Here is a 14,280-nt window from a genome sequence, read left to right as displayed (position 1 = left end):
GCGAGCAGAGCTGTGCCGACGCGGCCGCCTTCGGGGTGGGCAGTGCGGTCGGCGGCAGACAGCAACAGCAAGCGGACCCGTCGCGGTAGCGACGGGTCCGCTCGAGTTGTGCGAGTTGAGTGTTCGGCGTCAGCCGAGGCTGAAGGGCTGGCCCCACAGCGTCACGTACGACATGACGTTGTCGGTCTCGACCTTGACCTTGACGAACGCGCGAGCCTGCGCGTAGCCGCCGCAGCCGGACAGGCCGATGGTGGAGTCGGCCCAGGTGACCGAGCCGTTGGTGCCCTTGAACGTGATCTGGCTGGAGTGATCTTCGTTGCCGAAGTCGTCGGCCACTTCACGATCGAGCAGGTAGAAGGCCTTCGCCTGGCCGGGGCCGAGGCTCAGGTTGCCGCCACCGTTGACGCCGACGTCACCGTCGCTACCGTCCCACTTGCCACTGGCCTCGACGCCGGCCGAAGCGCCGCCGCCGTCGATGTTGACCTGGCAGCCGACCACGTAGCCCGGACGGATCTTGCCGCCCGTGGCGCCGTCACCGGACACCTCGACCCGCGCCGAACCGGACACCCACGCGTTGCGGTGCACCGGGGTCGAGCCCAGGGACGGGTTGATGTTGGCGGATTCGTTGACCAGACGGACCGTCACCACGGTGCCGTCGGACAGCGTCTTGGTGATCTCGCCACCCGGCAGCGGCACGAAGGTGTCCGCGTTCGCGGCACCGGTGGAGAACAGGCCCACGGCGATGGTTGCGGCGGCACAGACACCGGCTGCCCGCGCCACGTTCTTACGGTTGATCATGTGTAATTCCCTCAGGGGTTGAGTTCGTTTCAGCGAGAAGAGTTTTCGACAGTCGACAGTCGTCAGCCAATGCTGAACGGCATCCCGTAGAGGGTGGTCTTCGAGTAGTGGTCACCGATGATCTCGACCACGGTGTAGGAGCGGGCCTGGGCGTAGCCCGCGCAGCCCTGGATCTCCATCTCGACGTCCTGGTACTCCACGGAGTAGGAACCCGGCTTGGTGATGTCCTTCAGTTCGATCTGCACGAACTTCACGTCGCCCGGACCGAGGTTGATGCCGAACGAACCACCGAGGCCACCGCTGGTGAGATTGGCGTTGGCCGAAAGGCCGAGGCTGATCGCGTCATCGGCGATGCTGACCTGACATCCGATGATGTAGCCGGTGTTCAGCTGCGACGTACCGTGCGTCGAGGAGTTGTTGGTGCCGGGGTTGTTGGTCGCGCCGTTCCAGGGGCCGACCTTGCCTTCCGGGGTTTCGGTGACATCCGCCGACGCGTTGCCGGAAACCCAGACAACGCGGCCCGCGCCGTTGGCCGCGAGCGACGGCGACACGACGGCATGCTCTCCGGTCCGGGTAATGGTCACACCCGGGCCACTCTTCTGGCCGTCCGGCAACGGCACAAAAACATCGGCGCTGGCGGCGCCGGTCGAAAGCAGGCCCATGGCCACGGCAGCGGCAGCGCCGACGCCCGCTACGCGGGCTCCGCGGCGCAGACCGTTGGTGCGGTTCTCGCTCATACTTCCCCTCATCAGGTTAAAACAGTCAACCTCGACCATCGAGGTTGGACAGGTGGTCCTCGCAGGCCCAGCTCAGTTTGTCGCGCCTTTGTTGCCAGTGTGTAACCGACAATTTAGTTCGGCGCGACGCTCCGGCTGGCGACCGGAACCGAGCCAGGTTCCGCCGGGTCGACACGTACGTGCCGCACCCGGGCCCAGGAAGTCCAGTGTGGGTGGCTCGTGCGAACATTAAACGCTAGGTAACGGCGCTGCAACGCAAGCTTTCGTAAAGATCAATGTGATGTAAATCACATTCGTTAACATGCAAACATCGTTTGGCGTGCATTTATTAGTGGCGGAGACAGTCGAGACCGACCGGCCGGTGCTGATGAAGTCACTAAAGCGCCAAGCGCTGAATACGGGACAGAGCCGTACATATATCGGCCGAATAACGGCGATGTGAAACAATCACAAGTAAATTACGGCGAGCCAACTTCTCGATACGTAGCTACTACGTAGATTTGGGCAATCAACCGTGGTGCGGCGGCTTCTGCGCACGCAGCCAATCATCGGACGAGGACTCGTTGCCGGAGTCGTCTCCGCGTTCGTCGCTCGTGGTGTCTGGGAGGGTGTCGCCGAAAATTTCGGCGAGACGCGCCGCATCCCTCGCCCGGCGAGCGGCCGGGCGAGGGATGTCGTCGGAAGAACCGGAGCCCGAAATTATTCGACCAATCCGGACAGTTCGCCGATCACCTTGCTGGCAAGCGGGCCGAGCGTCGCCATTCCGTCGCGCACGGCGGCCCGGGTGCCGGGCAGGTTGACCACCAGGGTGCTGCCGGAAATGCCGGCCACACCGCGCGAGAGGCCCGCGTCGAGCGAACCGGCCACCCGGCCGGACGCACGCAGCGCCTCGCTGATGCCGGTCAACTCGCGATCGAGCACCTGCGAGGTGGCCTCGGGCGTCACGTCACGCGGGGACATGCCGGTGCCGCCGACCGAGATGACCAGGTCGACACCGCCGATCACCGCGGTGTTCAGCGCGTTGCGGATCTCGACCTCGTCGGCCTGCACCGACACCGACGCGTCGACGAGGAAGCCTGCCTCGGTGAGCAGCTCAGTGACCAGCGGGCCGAGCGAGTCAACACCTCCATGCGCCGTTCGATCATCGACGACCACCACCAGAGCACGCCCCGCCACCGGAGCATCGATTTCCATGGTGCTCACCGTAGCGCTTGTGCGGATAACCTCTGCGGCCGTGTCGAGCAGCGGTGTCCAGCCACCCTGCAGCACCCGCATCATCGCCCGCCGTCCGCGGGCGCACCGGTGAGGGTCACCTCGACGGTCTTGGAGTTGCTGCCTCGTTCATCGGTATAGGTGACTTTCACCTTGTCTCCTGGTTGGTGCGAGCGAACCGCGGCGACGAGCGCGTCGCCGGTGTTGATGCTGCGATCGTTGAGTTTGGTGATGATCACGCCTGCGGGGATGCCCGCCTTCGCGGCCGGGCCGTCCGGGGTGGACTCCAGCACCCGTGCGCCGTTGATCGAGTCCTGCGCCTGGATCTTGACGCCGATCTGCGCGTAGGTGGCGTGGCCGGTCTTGATGAGCTCGTCGGCCACCCGGCGGGCCTGGTCGACCGGGATGGCGAACCCGAGTCCGATCGAGCCGCTCTGCTGCCCGACGCCGGGCTCGCCTGCGCCGAGGCTGGCGATCGCGGTGTTGATGCCGATGAGCTTGCCGTTGCCGTCGACCAGCGCACCGCCGGAGTTACCGGGGTTGATCGCGGCATCGGTCTGGATGGCGTCGATCACCGGGTTCACCCCGGCCGGATTCTGCGGGCCCTCGCCTTGCGTCGACACCGGGCGGTTCAGCGCGGAGACGATGCCGGTGGTCACGGTGCCCGCCAGGCCGAGCGGCGAGCCGATCGCCACGACCGACTGGCCGACCTGAAGGTTCTCCGAGGTGCCGAGCTCGATCGGGGTCAAGCCGGTCTTGCCCTGGACCTTGATGACGGCGAGGTCGGAGACCGGATCGGCGCCGACGATGGTTGCGGGCGCGGAGCTGCCGTCGGAGAACAGCACCTCCATCTTGGCGTTGGGTCCGCCGCCCGCGGCCACGTGGTTGTTGGTCAGGATCAGGCCGTCGGAGGACAGCACCACACCGGAGCCCTCGCCCTCGGCGCGGCTGCTGGCCACCTTGATCATCACCACGCTGGGCAGCACCTTCTGCGCGACCGCCTGGGTCGAGCCCGCCGGGGCGTTGGAGACGTTGTTGACATTGGGTTTCGGCTGATCGAGCGCGTTGCTGATCGTCGAGCGGCCGTCGTCGGAGTGGGTGGCCAGCGCACCGACCGCGCCGCCGACGCCACCGCTGACCAAGGCCAGGGCGACCGCGCCAAGCACCAGGCCGGTCCGGAACGGACGCTTGGCGGGCTGCGCATGCGCCCCGAACGGCGCGCCCTGCTGATCGAACGGCGCGCCCTGCGCCGTCTGCTGATCGAACGGCTGCCCGCCGTACTCCGGGCCGGGAAACGGCTGAGTGTGCTGATGCGGTGGATACTGGCCCATCGACTGCTGCGCCTGGTACGGCGACGGCGGTGCCTCGTACGGCCCGTACCCGGACCCGTGCGGCGAGTAGGCGGCGTCTGGCCCGTACGGCGCGCCGCCGGGGCTTGCCGGTGCGGCCGGGATCTGATCGGTCGGGTTGGGCTGATCCGGTGCGGTGTGCGCCGGCTCGTCCCGCCGGTCCTTCGAATCCTCGGTCATGGACTCCTCGTTTCTCCTCAGCGTCTGCCGACCAGCTTGACGGCGACTACTGAGAGCGGACTGAGACCGTGCTTTCAATTGTCCGAGACTGTGTACCCTCTTCGCGGCCGCGCAGGCCGCTTCCCCCGCCACACAATACGGGTCCGGCGCACGCTTCGCGCGCCGTCGAATTCACCGGATCCCAGTACCTGGAACACCTGTTATACGGATCTCGTACTCCTCCGAGCCCGGCTTTGCCGAGCGCGCGTTTTCAGGCCTCCACCGGCCGACCGGCTTCACCGGGCAGGACGATCCGGATTCGCGCGCCGCCCCGGCTGGAGGTCTCGATGCCGATCGTGCCGCCGTGTTTCGTCACGACCTGCTTGACGATCGCCAGGCCGAGCCCCGAACCGGGCATGGAGCGCGAGGCGGTGGTCCGGTAGAAGCGCTCGAACACCAGCTCACGTTCGCCCGGCGGAATACCGGGGCCTGCATCGTCCACGGTCAATTCGAGCAAGCCGCGCCCGGTTTCGCGCATCTCGACGTAGACCTGCGCGCCCGCCGGACTCCACTTCGCGGCGTTGTCGAGCACGTTGAGAATCGCGCGTTCGAGGCCTGCCTCGTGGCCGTAGACGAACCAGGGCTGGAACGCCGAGACGAACTCCACCGAGCCACGGCGCCGCCGGGCCCGTTCCAGCGCCCGCTCGGCTACCTCGCCGAGATCGACTCGCTCGTACACGGTTTCGGGTGCGTCCTCGCGCGCCAGATCGACCAGGTCGCCGACCAGGTTCGACAACTCCTCGATCTGCGCCATCACATCCGAGCGCAGCTCGGCCATGTCCTCGTCCGGAATGCGCGGGGCGCCGGGGCGACTCGACGCCATCAGCAGCTCGGTGTTCGTGCGCAGCGACGTGAGCGGGGTGCGCAGTTCGTGCCCGGCGTCGGCGACCAACCGCCGCTGCCGATCCCGTGATTCGGCCAGCGCGCGCAGCATGGCGTTGAAACTCTCGGTGAGCCTGGCGAGTTCGTCGTCGCCGGTCACCGGGATGGGCGTCAGGTCGTCGGTGCGGGCGATCCGCTCGGTGGCGGCGGTCAGCCGTCCGATCGGGCGCAGGCCGGTGCGGCCGACGGCCGTTCCCGCCGCGGCGGCCAGCACGACGCCGCAGCCACCGACGACGAACAGCAACCACGCGAGACGATCGAGCACGTTGCGGGTCGGCTCCAGCCGCTGCGAAATCACCAGGGTCGCGCCCTCGTTCGTGCGTACCGCGAGCACGCGCTGATTGGCGACGGTGCGCAACGACGAGCTCGCCTGGCCGTGGAACACCGCCCACTCCGGCGGGCCGACCGGTGGAATAGTCGCCTGCGGTACCGAATACGGGCCGATGTCGGGATAGATCAGCACGATGCCGGTGTCGGGGTAGAACGCGGTCGCCAGCGCCAGATTCTGCAGGTTGAAGCCGTACGGATCGATGGCGGTCACCGCGTTCGCTCGGCTGCGCAACTCGGTATCCACGTTCGCGTACAGGGCGCGCGCGACCAGCGCGTACGCCGCGATCGAGGTCACCGCGACCGCGATCGCCACCACCGAGGCGGCGAGCAGCGTCACCCGCCAGCGCAGCGAGACGGAGCGGGTGAGCGGGATCGGCGGACGCATCTCCGCCGGATCGGGCGGACGCTGTCCGAGCCCGGCGACCACCGGCCGCTTGGGAACAGTTCGTGCCATGACCTTCCCCCTACGGGGGCGTCTCCCGCAGCACGTAACCGACACCGCGCACGGTGTGGATGAGGCGCGTCTCGCCCTCGGCCTCGGTCTTGCGGCGCAAATAGCCGATGTAGACCTCGAGCGCGTTGCCGGAGGTCGGGAAGTCGTAACCCCAGACCTCCTCCAGGATGCGACTGCGGGTCAGCACCCGGCGCGGATTGGCCATCAGCATTTCCAGGAGGGAGAACTCGGTGCGGGTGAGGCTGATCCCGCGCTCGCCGCGGGAAACCTCGCGGGTCACCGGATCCAGCGACAAATCCGCGAAGGTCATTGCCTCGGAAACCTCGCCGGGATCGGCGGTCGTGCGGCGCAGCAGCGCGCGCAAACGCGCGAGCAATTCTTCCAACGCGAACGGTTTCGGCAAATAATCGTCGGCGCCGGCATCGAGTCCGGCAACTCGCTCGGAGACCGAATCCCGTGCCGTCAAAACCAAAATCGGAAGATCGTCACCGGTGCTGCGCAAGCGCCTACAGACCTCGAGGCCGTCCATCCGGGGCATCATCACGTCGAGCACCAAGGCGTCGGGCCGCTGGCTCGTCGCCTTGTCGAGCGCGTCGACACCGTCCACGGCCAGGTCGACGGAGTAGCCGTTGAAGGTCAGTGACCGGCGCAGCGACTCCCGAACGGCGCGATCGTCGTCGACTACCAGAATGCGCATGCGACCAGTTTGACCGTATCGACTGAGAGGCGACTGAGAGGGGAGGCTCGACACGCCGCGCCGGGCTCGGCCCGGCACACGGACACCAGCAGCCGGTCAGCTATCAGCGATCGCACGCCGTATAGATCAATCGTCCAGGAAGTATGTAGACTCACTAACTCAAACAGCGCGAAACCTGTTCCGCGTAGCCATATTCGGCCATCGGCAGACCCAGTCCCTACGGATTGCCGACGGCCAGTCAGCACGGTATGTTCCGTGCGGTAAAAAGAAGACCTTGAGTTGGTTCTCGGCGGGTTGATCCAGACTGCTCCTAGACAGCCACCATTCGGGGACCATGCGCGGAGTGGAGGCGACGGAAGCGGAATGGAAGCTGCACCGCGTTCCTGGCAATTCAGCCTGTCCAACATGTCGGTCACGCGCAAGGTCGGCATCGTCCTGCTGCTGCCGGTGCTGCTCGCCTCCGCCTTCGCCGGACTGCGCATCAAGGACGAGCTCGGGGTGATCTCGAAGCTCGACGCGGCTACCGAGCAGGCCCGCATCCTGCGCCCGATGCTCGAATTCGGCGAAGCCACCGAACAACTCGCGATCGCCGCGGTCAACGCCAGGCCCGAGGACCCGATCGACTCGGTCGCCGCCAAGTTCGATCAGGCGGCCATCGATCTGGAAACCGCGCTGCGGACGAAGAAATCCGACGACGGCACCACCAAGGAACTACCCGCGGCCATCGCGGTGGCCCGCACCATGCGCAACGGCCTGCGCACCTCCTCCCCCGCGACCATCGGCGGACAGGTCGACGAGGTCGGCACCCGGATCATCACGGCGATCTCGGTGTCCTCGTCGATCGAGGAGATCGTCATCCAGCGCTACTTCCTGCAGCTGGGCTTGATCGCCAACGCCTCCCGCCTGCTCACCCAGGAACAGATCATGTCGGCGACCGCGGGCGGCGGTAACCCGGCCGCGCTCGCGGGCATGCTGACCACGCTCGGCGCCGAGATGATGCTGACGTACTCCTATCCGCAGATGAGTCCGTCGTCCGCGACCAACGCGCAGGTGCTCACCGACGCGGTGCAGACCCGCATCGGCGCGCTCAGCCAGAACCCGAACAGCCTCGGCAACAACCCGGTGATCACCGATTCGTTGCGCACCAGCTCCGACGCCTATCGCCAGGCCACCACGGCGCTGCTCGGCACCATCGACTCGAAGCTGGCCGACCGAACCATCGAGCTGCGCAGCGCGGTGCTGCGCGACGTCGCGATCGTGATCACCACGCTGCTCGCCGGTCTGGCCCTGGCCCTCGCGGTGGCCCGCTCGCTGGTCGTGCCGATTCGCCGCCTGCGCCACGACGCGTTGCAGGTCGCGCACGTCGATCTGCCGAACGAGATCGAGGTGGTGCGCACCGGCGGCGCGACGCCGAAGATCACGCCGGTCGACATCCGCACCACCGAGGAGATCGGCCAACTGGCCCGCGCGGTCGACGATATCCACCAAGCCTCGCTGCACCTGGCCGCCGAGCAGGCGCGCCTGCGGGTGCAGATCGGCAGCATGTTCGAAACCCTGTCGCGGCGTAGCCAATCGCTGGTCGAGCAGCAGCTGGCGCTGATCGAGGACCTCGAGCACGACGAGGACAACACCGAACGGCTGCAGAGCCTGTTCCGCCTCGACCACCTGGCCACCCGGATGCGCCGCAACGGCGACAACCTGCTCGTGCTGGCCGGTACCGCGCTGCGCCGTGGTCAGCTGCACCCGGTCCAGCTCTCCGACATGCTGTGGAGCGCGGTCTCCCAGGTCGAGGACTATCAGCGCGTCGAGATCGGCGCCGTTCCCGACGGCATCGTGGCCGGCGAACCCGCCATCGACATCGAGCATCTGCTCGCCGAACTGATCGACAACGCGCTGCGCTACTCGCCGCCGACCACACCGGTCACGCTGTCGGTCTCGCGCGCCGTCGACGGTGGCTATCTGATCGAGATCATCGACCGCGGCCTCGGCATGTCTACCGAGGATCTGCGCGCCATCAACGACCGGCTGAGCTCCGGTGGTGAGGTCACCGTCGAAACCGCCCGCCGAATGGGACTTTTCGTGGTGGGCAGGCTGGCGAAGCGGCACACCATTACCGCGAGCCTGCGGCGCACCTCCACCACAGCGCAGCAGCCCGGCGTCACCGCGAGCGTGCACCTGCCCGGTGCGCTGGTCGCGCCGCCGCTGGACGCCACCGACCCGACCGGCAAGCCGCTGGAGCTGACCGGCGACTACGACCTGCCCGCGCAGCCGCGCACCCTGGTGCCGGTGCCGAGCCTGCCGCAGCACACCTCGCCGCGGTTCGAGGTGAGCAGCTCCGGTCTGCCGCAGCGCAGGCCTGCCATTCGGGTCGCCGAGCCGCCCGGCCAGCCCGCCGTCTCGGTGTCGACGCGGACCAATACCCCCGACACCGATTCCGACGCACAACCGCCGACGCAGCCGTGGTCGATCAACACCCCGACCGATGATCGCTCCCCCTTCGGCCCGCCGACGGTGGGCGTGAGCGCGCCGATCCGGGCGGCCGACGCCGAACCGGAGCGGCCGGCCGGTCTGTGGGCCGAGCCGGAACCCGAGTCGCCCCAGCGCGAATCGTCCGAGCGCGAATCGTCCCAGCGCGAGCCGGAACCGGAACTGACGGTGCCGCAGCAGCGGGTGCCGCGGGAGCCGCAGCAGCGCGAGTCCGAACAGCACAAGGCGGGGCCGAGCGCCGAGCGGGAGCCGACCCGCACCGCACGCTCGGGCCTGCCCATGCGACGCCCGGCCGCGGTACCGGAACCCGCGCCCAAGCCGACGCCTGCCCCCGCACCCGAGCGCACCCCCGAGCCCGCGACGGTCACTTCCTCGCGGTTGCAGCCGGTGGCAGGCGCCTCGCCGACCCCGATCTACCAGCGCATGGTGTCGGAGTGGCTGGTCGAGCCCGCGACGTCGCAGGCCGCCGAGAGCACCTGGACCTCGCCCGCCGACGTCGGCTGGACCGCGGCCGAAGAGGCGACACACCCGACACCTACCGGCCGCACCAGCGGTGGACTTCCTATCCGAACGCCGGGCGCGCAGCTCGTCCCCGGCGGTCTGGCCCAGGCAGACGAATCGGGAGCCCGTGATCCCGAGGAGATTCGGAACAACCTGACCAGGCATCTCAGTGGGGTCCGCAGTGGGCGGGCCAATGCGCAGTACGACGACGGAGGGCTTGCATGACCAACGCGAACAGCACCACGGATGAGAACCTGAACTGGCTGGTCGCCAGATTCACCCGGGACGTACCCGGCGTGTCCCACGCGGTGCTGGTGTCGGCCGATGGCCTGCTGCAGGCGACCAGCCCACACCTGCCGTCGGACCGGGCCGAGCAGCTCGCGGCCGTCACCGCGGGTCTGGCCAGCTTGTCGATGGGCGCGGCGTCGCTGTTCGACGGCGGCAAGGTGATGCAGTCGATCGTCGAGATGCAGCGCGGTTACCTGCTGGTGATGAGCGTGGGCAACGGCTCGCACCTGGCCGTGCTCGCCAACAAGTCGCACGATATCGGGCGGATCGGCTACGAGATGGCGCTGCTGGTCGACCGCGTCGGCACGGTGGTCACCGCCACCGCGCGTACCGCGGTTTGAGCAGGAGATGTCCAATCCCTACGGACCTGGACCCCGACCGACCACGCGCGTCCGACCCTATGCCCTGACCTCCGGGCGAACCGAGCCCGCGGTCGACCTGCCGCTGGAAGCGGTCATCGAGACCCTGTCCTACACTGCGCATCTCGACTGGCCCACCGGTGATGTCCGCACGGATATCCTTCGGCTCGGGACACACCGGCTTTCCGTCGCCGAGATCGCCGCTCACTTGGATCGTCCGCTCGGCATGATCCGGGTGATGATCGGTGACCTCGTGGTAGACGGCATTGTGCGTCTGCATTCGACACTGACTGACGAGGCGAGTTTCGACGAGCGCCGTTCTTTGATGGAGAGGACTTTGCGTGGACTCCGTGCCCTATAAGAAGATCGGGCCCGACACCAACCCCGGCCAGGCCGACGGGGACAATCGGACCGCGTCCACGAAGATCGTGGTGGCGGGTGGTTTCGGGGTAGGTAAGACAACATTTGTCGGCGCGGTGTCCGAGATCGTTCCGTTGCGCACCGAGGCCATGGTGACCCGGTTCTCCGACGGCATCGACGACCTCGCCGATACGCCGGAGAAGGAAACCACCACGGTGGCCATGGATTTCGGCCGGATCATCCTGCCGGGCAACCTGGCGCTGTACCTGTTCGGCACGCCCGGCCAGCGGCGCTTCTGGTTCATGTGGGACGACCTGATCCGCGGTGCGATCGGCGCCGTGGTGCTGATCGATACCCGCAGGCTGGAGGACAGCTTCGCGGCGGTCGACTTCTTCGAGGCGCGTCAGCTGCCGTTCCTGGTCGCGGTCAACCGTTTTCCGAACGCACCCCGCTTCCCGATCGCCGAACTGCGCGAGGCGCTCGCGGTGCGCGAGAGTGTGCCGATCGTGGATATCGACGCGCGCAACGCCAACGAGGTGCGCCAGTCGCTGGCTGCGGTGACCGAGTACGCCATCCAACGCCTCGCCGCGCAGGAGCGGGAGCAGGAACAGGCGGTGCTGTGAGCGAGGCGGAGTCGTGAGGGAGCGTCAGCGAGCGAACCAGAGGCACAGGCCCTTGGGCACGACGGAGCCGAGCGTCAGCGAGGTGCAGTCGTGACCTACTTCAGCATGGGTTACTGGATCATCGGTCTGTCCGTTGCGGTTTCCGTGGTCGGTGCGCTGGTCGGCTTCAGCTGCATCCAGCATTCGACCCGCTCGGTGACCTCGAAGTTCCGGGTGGTGTGGCAGGCGTCCGCGGCGATCTCGATCGGCGGGGTCGGGGTCTGGCTACCGGTGTTCGTCTCGATGCTCGGTGTCACGGTGCCGGGCAGCCTGGTCCGCTACGACGTGTGGAGTGTCGCCGCGGGAGCGGTGATCTCGGTGCTCGCGGTGTGGGCCGCGCTGGCCATCATGGGCCGGACGTTGAACGTCGCGCGCCTGATCGGCGCCGCGGCGATCATGGGCGGTGGTTTCGGCCTGACGCACTTCCTGGCCTTGGACTCCATGCACATTCAGGGTTCGACCACGCTGGCTCCGCTGCTGTTCGCCGGCGCGGTGGCGATCGCGGTCGCGGTGTCGGCAGCCACCCTGTGGTTCACCCAGCCGAGGCGGCCGTTGTCGCTGCTGATCGGCGCGGCGGTGGTGTTCGCGGCCGGGATCACCGGCATGCACTACACCGATCTGCTCGGGCTGGAGGTCGATCTCGCGACGACCAGCGCGACGCCGCCCGGTGAGGATCTGTTCGGTTTCTTCGTGCCCGCGTTCGTGGTCGGCATGCTGTCGCTGGCCGTCCCGATCAGTGCGATCCTGATCGCGCCGGACCGGCGTACGTCGATTCCCGTGCGGGCGCCCGCGCCGAGTTCCGCGTTCTGAGCTGATTCGGGTGGCCAGGGTTCGGCAATGCCGCCGAATTCCCTGTCGACCCGATTTACAGTGAGAGATATGCGTTTCGGTCTCGACTACGCCGGGGGTCGGCCGGGGGGTGCGGCGATCCGCGCGGCGGGTTTCGACTTCGTGGTCCGGTATCTGTCCGACGGTGGTCCCACTCTGCCAGGCAAGTTGCTGACCCCGGCCGAGGCGGATGATCTACGCGCACACGGTGTGTCGATCGCGTCGAACTGGGAGACCACCGCGGCCAGGATGCTGGACGGCTACGGTGCCGGGGTCGTCGATGCGCGGGCGGGCTTGGCGCAGGTGCTGCGCTGCGGTGGCAGGCAGGATCGCCCCATCTACTTTTCCGCCGATTTCGACGCGACGCCGCAGGATCAGCAGCGGATCAATGCCTATCTCGACGGCGCCGCGACCGTGCTCGGTCGCGCGAATGTCGGTATCTACGGCGGGTATTGGTCGGTGAGCCGCGCGCTGGATTCGGGCAGCGCCACCTGGGCTTGGCAGACCGATGCCTGGTCTGGCGGCAATGTGGAGACACGGCGCAATATTCATCAGACATTGCGCCAGCCGGTCGTCGGTGGCGTGGTCTGCGACCTGAACGTAGCCGAGACAACCGATTTCGGTCAGTGGGATTTTGCCGAGGAGGCGGACGTGACGCCGGAGCAAGAAGCAGTGCTGCGCGATATCCAGATCCAGTTGCGCGGGCCGGGCCTGTCGGGCTGGCCGCAGCTGGGCACCGACGAGCAGGGCCGTAATCGCACGCTGGTGGACGGCGTGGCGGCCGCGTTGGCCCGGATCAGCGAGCTGGAGGACGAGGTCGGTGAATTGCGCACCGAGATCAGCGAATTGGAGGCGACCACCGCCGATCTGACCGAGCAGGTGGAACGATCGTGCGGCCGGCGGTGGCCGTGGCCGCTGTCGTTGGTCGAGGGGCCCGCGAACTTGGTGGGTGAGCAGTTGGCGCGATTGGAGTCGATGTTGCCCGATCTGCCCGGTTTGCCGGGGCAGGGTGGGGGTACGCAGCACACATCCAGTAGTGATGAGCTGGATTCGCGGGCGAAGCGATGAGTCGGCTCGTGCGGGCTGTTGTTCCGCAGGGGCGGAGCGGCGGTGCCGCGGCCGGAATGTTGGCGATGAGCGGGTTCTCTCGGAAACCGGGAGAACCCGCCCTCGTGCACGAGGGTACCGGGGCCAGGACACGACCGCATCACTTCCGGGAGACTTTTCCGCTGCCCAAAAACCAACCATCAGTACGTATTTCGCCTGGTAGCTACCGGGTCGCAATCTGATCGTGCACGAGGTTGCAACGTAGCTCCGAACAGGCCGTTAGCTGTCGGATTGCCATTTGTTCAGGGTACCTAACGAAAGTCGGCCATCAACCCGGCGCGACGGCCGGATCGGCCGTTCGACCCCGGCCCGGCGCGTTCGTCACCCGCAACAGCACCGTCCGAGTTATCGTCGGCTGGCACATGGCGTTCACTGAGCGCCGCACATCCAGGTTCGTTCGAAGGAGTTCGCATGGCCGTCAACGTGGTGCTCGACAAGGCTCTCGACAAGGCGTACGAGAACAAGTCGCTGAACGAAATCCTCTCCGCTCCGCCCTCGGCCCTCGCCGGTCTCACCGAAGCGCACGACAAGCAGCTGCTGGAGGCGCTCAAGATCAAGACGATCGCCGACCTGGCCAACAACAAGTACTTCCGGCTCGCCGCGACCCTCGCGGACCTCGCCGACAAGGAAGGCTGAATTATCGGCCACGCCTTCGGCGCGGCGTGTTCGCGGCCCCTTTGTGGCTCGCGTCTCAGCGACCGCTGCTCGCGACTACGTCGCATGCGCATCGGCCACTGAGACACGAGCCGGGCCGCGAACGGCACTCGAAAGCCTCGCGCGTGGTGGTCATCTGGAGCCGAATCTCTGGCGCTTGATGACCACCACGGCAGCGGGCCTCAGATCCGGTCTAGATCGATGAGCCCGCGTCGCACCGCCGCGACCAGTCGGCGCGGCACCCTGTGCACCACGCCGGCGACGGTCACCGGCACCAGATCCGGCGGCGTCGCCTTCCACTGCGCGCGCCTGCTGCGGGTATTGGACCGCGACATCTTCCGCTTCGGAACCGCCAT

14 protein-coding genes are annotated in these 14,280 nt (G+C 67.4%); 7 read left to right on the top strand and 7 right to left on the bottom strand.

The annotated features are described in order from the left end of the window. Window positions 1-129: 129 nt before the first annotated feature. From NN4_RS18535 to NN4_RS18510, 6 genes are all read right to left on the bottom strand, one after another. A complete protein-coding gene (locus NN4_RS18535) occupies window positions 130-798 on the bottom strand; it encodes an MspA family porin (RefSeq protein ID WP_107659348.1) in 669 nt (222 codons plus the stop codon). Between the two features lie 62 nt (window positions 799-860). Then, window positions 861-1,535 carry an MspA family porin gene (locus NN4_RS18530; protein WP_135237613.1) on the bottom strand — a complete coding sequence of 225 codons (675 nt, stop codon included), beginning with the start codon at window positions 1,533-1,535 and terminating at the stop codon, window positions 861-863. A gap of 699 nt (window positions 1,536-2,234) precedes the next feature. After that, window positions 2,235-2,729 (bottom strand): MogA/MoaB family molybdenum cofactor biosynthesis protein, encoded by a 495-nt coding sequence (locus NN4_RS18525; RefSeq protein WP_040739017.1) that lies wholly within the window; start codon window positions 2,727-2,729, stop codon window positions 2,235-2,237. 80 nt (window positions 2,730-2,809) lie between these two features. Next, on the bottom strand, window positions 2,810-4,276 hold the full coding sequence (locus NN4_RS18520; RefSeq protein WP_147132681.1) for a S1C family serine protease: 1,467 nt from the start codon (window positions 4,274-4,276) through the stop codon (window positions 2,810-2,812). Window positions 4,277-4,526: 250 nt separating this feature from the next. Then, a complete protein-coding gene (locus tag NN4_RS18515; RefSeq protein ID WP_147132678.1) occupies window positions 4,527-5,981 on the bottom strand; it encodes a HAMP domain-containing sensor histidine kinase in 1,455 nt (484 codons plus the stop codon). A 10-nt stretch (window positions 5,982-5,991) separates the two neighbouring features. Continuing rightward, a complete protein-coding gene (locus NN4_RS18510; protein ID WP_135233448.1) occupies window positions 5,992-6,678 on the bottom strand; it encodes a response regulator transcription factor in 687 nt (228 codons plus the stop codon). Between the two features lie 363 nt (window positions 6,679-7,041). On the opposite strand from NN4_RS18510, the gene NN4_RS18505 reads away from it, so the two are divergent. The 7 genes from NN4_RS18505 to NN4_RS18475 all read left to right on the top strand — a co-directional run bounded on the left by NN4_RS18505 (window position 7,042) and on the right by NN4_RS18475 (window position 13,906). Beyond that, a complete protein-coding gene (locus NN4_RS18505) occupies window positions 7,042-9,891 on the top strand; it encodes a sensor histidine kinase (RefSeq protein WP_147132676.1) in 2,850 nt (949 codons plus the stop codon). Beyond that, window positions 9,888-10,295 (top strand): roadblock/LC7 domain-containing protein, encoded by a 408-nt coding sequence (locus NN4_RS18500; RefSeq protein WP_107659354.1) that lies wholly within the window; start codon window positions 9,888-9,890, stop codon window positions 10,293-10,295. The genes NN4_RS18505 and NN4_RS18500 overlap by 4 nt, the downstream gene beginning before the upstream one ends. A 7-nt stretch (window positions 10,296-10,302) precedes the next feature. Beyond that, window positions 10,303-10,674, top strand: coding sequence for a DUF742 domain-containing protein (locus NN4_RS18495; RefSeq protein ID WP_107659355.1), 372 nt, complete (start codon window positions 10,303-10,305; stop codon window positions 10,672-10,674). After that, window positions 10,664-11,296 carry a GTP-binding protein gene (locus NN4_RS18490; protein ID WP_370465408.1) on the top strand — a complete coding sequence of 211 codons (633 nt, stop codon included), beginning with the start codon at window positions 10,664-10,666 and terminating at the stop codon, window positions 11,294-11,296. Before NN4_RS18495 ends, NN4_RS18490 begins: the two co-directional genes overlap by 11 nt. 90 nt (window positions 11,297-11,386) lie before the next feature. Continuing rightward, window positions 11,387-12,145 (top strand): MHYT domain-containing protein, encoded by a 759-nt coding sequence (locus tag NN4_RS18485; RefSeq protein ID WP_147132674.1) that lies wholly within the window; start codon window positions 11,387-11,389, stop codon window positions 12,143-12,145. A 69-nt stretch (window positions 12,146-12,214) separates the two neighbouring features. Continuing rightward, window positions 12,215-13,231 (top strand): glycoside hydrolase domain-containing protein, encoded by a 1,017-nt coding sequence (locus NN4_RS18480; protein ID WP_186818498.1) that lies wholly within the window; start codon window positions 12,215-12,217, stop codon window positions 13,229-13,231. Between the two features lie 450 nt (window positions 13,232-13,681). Next, the gene (locus NN4_RS18475; RefSeq protein ID WP_107659358.1) at window positions 13,682-13,906 is read left to right on the top strand and encodes a hypothetical protein; all 225 of its coding nucleotides are present in this window, start codon (window positions 13,682-13,684) and stop codon (window positions 13,904-13,906) included. 200 nt (window positions 13,907-14,106) lie between these two features. Here the strand turns inward: NN4_RS18475 and rpmF are convergent, their stop codons facing one another. Beyond that, window positions 14,107-14,280: a 50S ribosomal protein L32 gene (gene rpmF, locus NN4_RS18470; protein WP_147132668.1), complete on the bottom strand. Its 174-nt coding sequence runs from the start codon at window positions 14,278-14,280 to the stop codon at window positions 14,107-14,109.

The organism is Nocardia ninae NBRC 108245, from assembly GCF_007990755.1.
Taxonomy (GTDB): domain Bacteria; phylum Actinomycetota; class Actinomycetes; order Mycobacteriales; family Mycobacteriaceae; genus Nocardia; species Nocardia ninae.
The sequence above is the reverse complement of the archived record's forward strand: the minus strand, read 5'-3'. Positions and strand labels throughout refer to the sequence as shown.

What these genes read in the sequence shown, in the direction of transcription:
- NN4_RS18535 (WP_107659348.1), bottom strand. Translation starts at nt 798, where the DNA reads ATGATCAACCGTAAGAACGTGGCGCGGGCAGCCGGTGTCTGTGCCGCC.
- NN4_RS18530 (WP_135237613.1), bottom strand. Translation starts at nt 1,535, where the DNA reads ATGAGCGAGAACCGCACCAACGGTCTGCGCCGCGGAGCCCGCGTAGCG.
- NN4_RS18525 (WP_040739017.1), bottom strand. Translation starts at nt 2,729, where the DNA reads ATGGAAATCGATGCTCCGGTGGCGGGGCGTGCTCTGGTGGTGGTCGTC.
- NN4_RS18520 (WP_147132681.1), bottom strand. Translation starts at nt 4,276, where the DNA reads ATGACCGAGGATTCGAAGGACCGGCGGGACGAGCCGGCGCACACCGCA.
- NN4_RS18515 (WP_147132678.1), bottom strand. Translation starts at nt 5,981, where the DNA reads ATGGCACGAACTGTTCCCAAGCGGCCGGTGGTCGCCGGGCTCGGACAG.
- NN4_RS18510 (WP_135233448.1), bottom strand. Translation starts at nt 6,678, where the DNA reads ATGCGCATTCTGGTAGTCGACGACGATCGCGCCGTTCGGGAGTCGCTG.
- NN4_RS18505 (WP_147132676.1), top strand. Translation starts at nt 7,042, where the DNA reads ATGGAAGCTGCACCGCGTTCCTGGCAATTCAGCCTGTCCAACATGTCG.
- NN4_RS18500 (WP_107659354.1), top strand. Translation starts at nt 9,888, where the DNA reads ATGACCAACGCGAACAGCACCACGGATGAGAACCTGAACTGGCTGGTC.
- NN4_RS18495 (WP_107659355.1), top strand. Translation starts at nt 10,303, where the DNA reads ATGTCCAATCCCTACGGACCTGGACCCCGACCGACCACGCGCGTCCGA.
- NN4_RS18480 (WP_186818498.1), top strand. Translation starts at nt 12,215, where the DNA reads ATGCGTTTCGGTCTCGACTACGCCGGGGGTCGGCCGGGGGGTGCGGCG.
- NN4_RS18475 (WP_107659358.1), top strand. Translation starts at nt 13,682, where the DNA reads ATGGCCGTCAACGTGGTGCTCGACAAGGCTCTCGACAAGGCGTACGAG.
- rpmF (WP_147132668.1), bottom strand. Translation starts at nt 14,280, where the DNA reads ATGGCGGTTCCGAAGCGGAAGATGTCGCGGTCCAATACCCGCAGCAGG.